The sequence below is a fragment of the Candidatus Brocadia sapporoensis genome, assembly GCF_001753675.2.
In the GTDB taxonomy this organism is placed as follows: Bacteria; Planctomycetota; Brocadiia; order Brocadiales; family Brocadiaceae; genus Brocadia; species Brocadia sapporoensis.
Map to the genome: position 1 here is coordinate 1 of NZ_MJUW02000045.1, position 5085 is coordinate 5085.

Below are 5085 nucleotides of genomic sequence, written 5' to 3' on the forward strand. Positions count from 1 at the left end.
AATCATGTCATCCCTTCGGGATTTTCCCGTCTGCCCGTTTTCCCTATCGGCTCCTGACTATTCTGAGAAATTATTCTCTCTCACCATCCGTTTCGCTGAATAGTTACGAAAATCTTTGCCTATATTTTCCGATAAAGTAACACGAGTTGCGCCAATGACGGCTGTACCATCGGTAAACAATAACCCATTGCCCCTTGTGCATAGAGCAGGCGCTCCTTCATGGTTTGTGTCACTATTCCAGGGCAAGCATAGATAGAATTGCCTTTTTACAATCTATGAGGGTTGAAATGGTCAGCCCAAAGATGCGTTGTCCAAAATTAGGAACCCATGCCCGCAGAGACAACCGGCAGCGCAATTTCCCGTCCTCTGGTGCGTGCGACGGATAAATTGCCACATCGTATCCCGATGCCTCTCTAAGAATATCTTCATGCGTTTTCCGCCAGACCTGCTCATCGAGTTCCAAATCCAGCCCAAACCGGATGAAGTATTCACCCAACGGCACCTCGCAGTATAATCGGTCAGATTCCGGGTTATCCCGGAATTTTATGAGAAACACTCCATTCCAATTCCCATCAAAGGGAAAGTCTTCAGATTCAAGTTTAAAATCATGCTTTGCACAGGCAAAATCCAGTATTTGACTTCTGACAGCCTCCAAATCAGACCGGTCTGGTCTTCTCTTTTCCTTCATAACACATATTTCCTTTCATCATATTTTCTGTGAACCAAAAGTTGTAACCATTTCGTCTTTGTAAAAATGCGTGCATCTGTATGTAACTGGCGCGAAAAAGGCCTGCTTGATTACGCTATAGTAATGCATTTCCTGCGTGCAACAAAGAGTACGGTTCCACTAACGTCCTGATCTCGTGTGTCAGTCTTTGACTCATTTCCTGAATTACTTCCTGGCTGTGAGAGTGTTTATTATTTTCAAAATATTGAAGGGTCTTTTCAAATATCGCGATCAACCCATGGTTAAGCATAACAAGTCCTGTTTTCGTATCCATGGTGAATGCCGCGGACGCATGGGTTGCGCAGTCAAAGGTTCTTGGGAGTAATGAAAGAGCGGCGCCGCAGATATGAGCGATAATCTCTGAGAATGCAGCGACCCTCCGGTCTTTTATCGTATAGGGGGCATCATAGTTTGAACATACGAAATCCTGTCCGGTACAGGTTGGTTCCGGTATCATCATCTGGTAATCCGGTGTCCCCTGAAAAAGGGTTTGCCGGTGATGTAGCAGGTGGGCAGTCACAGCAGGAGTGGTCATAATACCCATTTCTTTCAGGAATTCATAATTGTTCCGTACACCCTCCAGCGTGGAATAAGGATCAAACATGATAAAACCATAGGTTGGTTCAATGCCGTACTCTCGCAACAACTGAATGGCTTTTTTATTTTCATCAACGGTAAGATGTTTTCTCATCCGCTTCAACGACGCCGGGTCACCACTCTCCAGACCGAGAAAAACATTGGTAAGGCCTGCCATGACGAGCCGTGAAATGGAATGCTCCTCAATATCATTTGCGCGGCACTCAAAACCAAAGGAAATATCCAGATTGCCGGAGAGGATAAGTTCTGCAAGGGTTATTGCCCGTTCTTTCCCGGTTTTTCCCGGGCCAAAAAAATTGGCGTCGGAAAAATAAAAATTCGTAATGGCATGATTCGTATATAATTTGAAGATTTCATCAAAGATATTTTTCGCAGACCTGCCACGCCATTGGCTTATTTCACCGTAAAAGGGATTGAGATAACAAAAGGTGCACTGTCCGTAACACCCCCGGTTTCCCTGGATGTACGTCATAATACCCTTTTCCTGAAAAAGGGAGACGTCCTGTCTGTCCGGAAAGGGAAGCTGGTCGAGGTCATGGATCGGCGGGCGAGGATGAAAAACAACATTACTCTTGCTCTCCCGGAGGGCCAACCCCTGGACATGCTTTTCTGATGATATATCCCCTTCCGACAAGAGGCGCCGTGCAAGGTCAAGAATGGTCATTTCGGGTTCACCAACAGTTACAGAATCGATACAAGAGAAACGCCCAAGAATGTTTTTATAGGCAAACGTGGGATAGTATCCATAGAGATTGATATGGGCTGTTACCCCGGCGGATCTCAGGTTTGAAAGCAGATCAAAGACATTTTGTGTCTTTTCCCACAGATAAATTGTGTGAACACATAAAAGCCGGAAGGCCTTTCTTGCGAGGTATGAGGTTGTTTGCTCAAATGACCAGTCGTAAAGATGGGCATCGACAATTTCAACCTCTATCTCATTTTTACGTAACAATGAGGTAATATAGCCAGTAAAGAGGCAGGCAGAGAGTGGCGCATTAACCACTTCCTCCAGTCTTTTCGGATTCGCCGGGCGCGGGTGCTCTAATAAGATCACGGACATATTATTTTCCGGTCTGTTCTCCATGTATTTTCGTGGGTATTTCTTCGACATCCAACTGAAAACCTTTTGAAAATGCACCGTTGAAATAAAGTTTAAAATAATATTTCCCTGGTTTTGGTATCGGCAAATTTGCCGTCTTTATTGCTATGTCCGGGTGATATAGCCGGGATTGGATGGACAAGCGTATCCCCTCAAACAGGGCCAATATTTGGTCGTTATTATCACAGAACTCTACACGAACATCGTAATTCCCCTCTGCATCTGCCAGGCGAACGTAAAGAGACAAGCCAGGATGTACATACGGGAAAGCGGCAGCGCGGATCCTGTCGAAAATCCCTATGGCGCTCCACTTGTTGGTGCCCTTTTCCTGAATAAGCATATCTGCAATGAGAAAAGATATAATCTCTGGTTTTACCGGCAGCATTCCAACCTCTTTTTTAATTAAATCAAAATGATTATTCTGCATAATTATCTTATCGTTGTTTTGGATAATATCAATAAAATATTAATAAGGGTTTTTACCTGTTTTGATATTTTTTTATCACCTGATACGACATAAGTATGACATGGGATAGGAGAGATATCCCCCCACCCCCTCTTAGCCCCCCTGTCCGATACACACTATCTGATGCCTTTTATTATGTATGTTATTTTCTTGGAAACGGCTTGATAAACATAGTTAAAGGAAGTATAAAAAAAGGTGAAGAAAGGCCGTAAAATATGGGCATAACAACGAAAAAAGCCGAGACGTTTCAAATCCTTCACAACTCCGGCAAGTCCATGGGCGAGGCTTATAAGCTGGCTGAATCCAAGGGAAATTCAGTGATTGCGCCTAATAATCCTGAGGGAAAAATCAAGCAGCACGCCTTGACGGACCCCAAGCTTTTGAAGATTTCAAAGAAGGTGGCAAAGCATGACATGGATATTGCAGAGCAGGTTTTAAGGTCTCGTGACAATGACCCTGAAATTCAAAAGTTGTGAGTAAAGGCGGCAATGCAGATCCTTGAAGGCCCGCAGGATCGTATTGAGCCGAAGAAGAACCTGAATCTCAATGCAAATGTCAATAGTTACGTGGATGCCGGCCCAGTTGACCTAAGCGCCTATCGCAACCCAAAACCACTTTATGAAAAATAGCCTGGTAATGCGTTACGGTTATCGTGGTAACATGCGATAAAAGAAAACTATGACTATTTGAGAATATTTAAAGAGAGGATTAAAGATATACCGCTCGTAATGGAATTTAGGAACTATTACTGGCATAACGAAAGAGGTCTGTCATTTCTCAAAGAGAACAATATTGGATACTGTATCGTTGATGAACCAAAACTCAAAGGTCTTATGCCGTATAATCCAACGACAACAACCGGCCTGGGATACTTCAGGTTTCACGGTAGGAATCCGAATTGGTTTCATGCATCCGTAGCAGAACGATACGACTATCTGTACGCTCCCGATGAGTTGAAGAGTTTTGTACCCGACATAAAGAAAATATCCGGCACTATCAGTAAGACCTTAGTTATGTTCAATAATTGCCACGCAGGAAAGTCGGTTAAAAATGCCATTGAGATGTTAAAGTTAATTAAGGAATAGGGTATTTCCAACCCTACAAATGGATAGATGATTTTTAAAAATAGGTCTTCTCCCTTTGGTGTAGAAAGGGTTGTCTGCAAGGAACGCCAGTTCCTCTTGTTTTACCTTGTTGCAACTCGGACAAAAAATGCGTCGAACCTCACGTTCGATGTACACGTGCTCATTGCCGCAGGATAGATCGCGAACTTATCTATCCTTGCTGTCGTAGAAAGTGTTGTGAACCCAGTTGCATATGCCGCAAATAGTTTTTTTCCTCCAGGGAGAGCTTTATCACTAAGGCGTTGGGATCACCAAAAATGCCTGATACCCTGCGCTGCGGTTTAAAACCAGGAAAGTGATATGCATCACACCGCGACCGTCTTTTTCTCATGCAGCTTTATATCACATTTTTAAATGCCAAAACAAGCATAATACACGGTAATTTATGGGGGTCTACGACTTTTTCCTCTCGTTTTTGCCCACCCGATTAGGAGAAGACCCATAAATATTATTGTATAGGAATTTTCATTTTATTTGAGCGGGTTGCAGGGTGGCTTGTTTGTCCATGTTGTTTGAATATACACACGGATTTAGAATGTATCACACGGACAAACAAAGTTTGTCCGTGCCACCCTGTAATCGAGGACATAACGTGATCCTGTCCTCACATTCCCCGTAAATACCTGCTATTGTCCAATCCACAACTGACAATATCTCTTCAAACCTCTCTTCCCTTCCTTCTTTCCACACTCGACTCCTAACGATGCTTATACTCTCCATTAACTTTACAGCATCTTTCGATAGAAAACGAAGTGTCTGAACGAAAACTATCAAAAATGTCATTCGAGCGGAGTAAGAAATCTTTTGAGTATTGAAATTGTGGGGTTTGAAGATTTTTCCTTACGGTCGAAATGGCAAAAAAATGTCCTTTCGTCCCGGCACTAAGTATTTTGCTATACTGCTATCGTGATTTTGCACTCATCAGAAGTGCCCCATTTTCCGGTTTTGGGTTTTTACTTAAATCCCGTTTTAAGCAGTAAAATCGTAACTATTCAGCGTACTTTCGCTCACAAACACGATGAGTGAACAAAATATTGATTCTGTAATCCCGAAGGGATGTCATTATTATAGC

Annotated in this window: 6 protein-coding genes; 3 read left to right on the forward strand and 3 right to left on the reverse strand. The window is 43.1% G+C overall.

Features of this window, described 5'->3' with window-relative positions; translation table 11 throughout:
• Positions 1 to 232: 232 nt before the first annotated feature.
• The 3 genes from BIY37_RS04230 to BIY37_RS04240 form a co-directional block, all read right to left on the reverse strand.
• Complete coding sequence (locus BIY37_RS04230) at positions 233 to 688, reverse strand: hypothetical protein (protein WP_070066591.1); 456 nt, start codon at positions 686 to 688, stop codon at positions 233 to 235.
• 115 nt (positions 689 to 803) lie between these two features.
• Complete coding sequence (locus BIY37_RS04235) at positions 804 to 2384, reverse strand: B12-binding domain-containing radical SAM protein (RefSeq protein WP_070066592.1); 1581 nt, start codon at positions 2382 to 2384, stop codon at positions 804 to 806.
• Between the two features lies 1 nt (position 2385).
• Complete coding sequence (locus tag BIY37_RS04240) at positions 2386 to 2850, reverse strand: DUF6941 family protein (protein ID WP_070066593.1); 465 nt, start codon at positions 2848 to 2850, stop codon at positions 2386 to 2388.
• A 254-nt stretch (positions 2851 to 3104) separates the two neighbouring features.
• On the opposite strand from BIY37_RS04240, the gene BIY37_RS04245 reads away from it, so the two are divergent.
• Genes BIY37_RS04245 through BIY37_RS04250 form a run of 3 tightly spaced genes read left to right on the forward strand, consistent with a single transcriptional unit; the run spans position 3105 to position 3974 of the window.
• The gene (locus BIY37_RS04245; protein ID WP_070066594.1) at positions 3105 to 3365 is read left to right on the forward strand and encodes a hypothetical protein; all 261 of its coding nucleotides are present in this window, start codon (positions 3105 to 3107) and stop codon (positions 3363 to 3365) included.
• Between the two features lie 12 nt (positions 3366 to 3377).
• A complete protein-coding gene (locus BIY37_RS13375) occupies positions 3378 to 3518 on the forward strand; it encodes a hypothetical protein (protein WP_179129279.1) in 141 nt (46 codons plus the stop codon).
• 36 nt (positions 3519 to 3554) lie between these two features.
• On the forward strand, positions 3555 to 3974 hold the full coding sequence (locus tag BIY37_RS04250) for a DUF72 domain-containing protein (RefSeq protein ID WP_080324842.1): 420 nt from the start codon (positions 3555 to 3557) through the stop codon (positions 3972 to 3974).
• Positions 3975 to 5085 lie beyond the last annotated feature (1111 nt).

Bases quoted from the DNA above. Each gene is read 5' to 3' on its own strand.
- BIY37_RS04235 (WP_070066592.1), bottom strand. From the start codon at position 2,384: ATGTCCGTGATCTTATTAGAGCACCCGCGCCCGGCGAATCCGAAAAGA.
- BIY37_RS04240 (WP_070066593.1), bottom strand. From the start codon at position 2,850: ATGCAGAATAATCATTTTGATTTAATTAAAAAAGAGGTTGGAATGCTG.
- BIY37_RS04245 (WP_070066594.1), top strand. From the start codon at position 3,105: ATGGGCATAACAACGAAAAAAGCCGAGACGTTTCAAATCCTTCACAAC.
- BIY37_RS04230 (WP_070066591.1), bottom strand. From the start codon at position 688: ATGAAGGAAAAGAGAAGACCAGACCGGTCTGATTTGGAGGCTGTCAGA.
- BIY37_RS13375 (WP_179129279.1), top strand. From the start codon at position 3,378: ATGCAGATCCTTGAAGGCCCGCAGGATCGTATTGAGCCGAAGAAGAAC.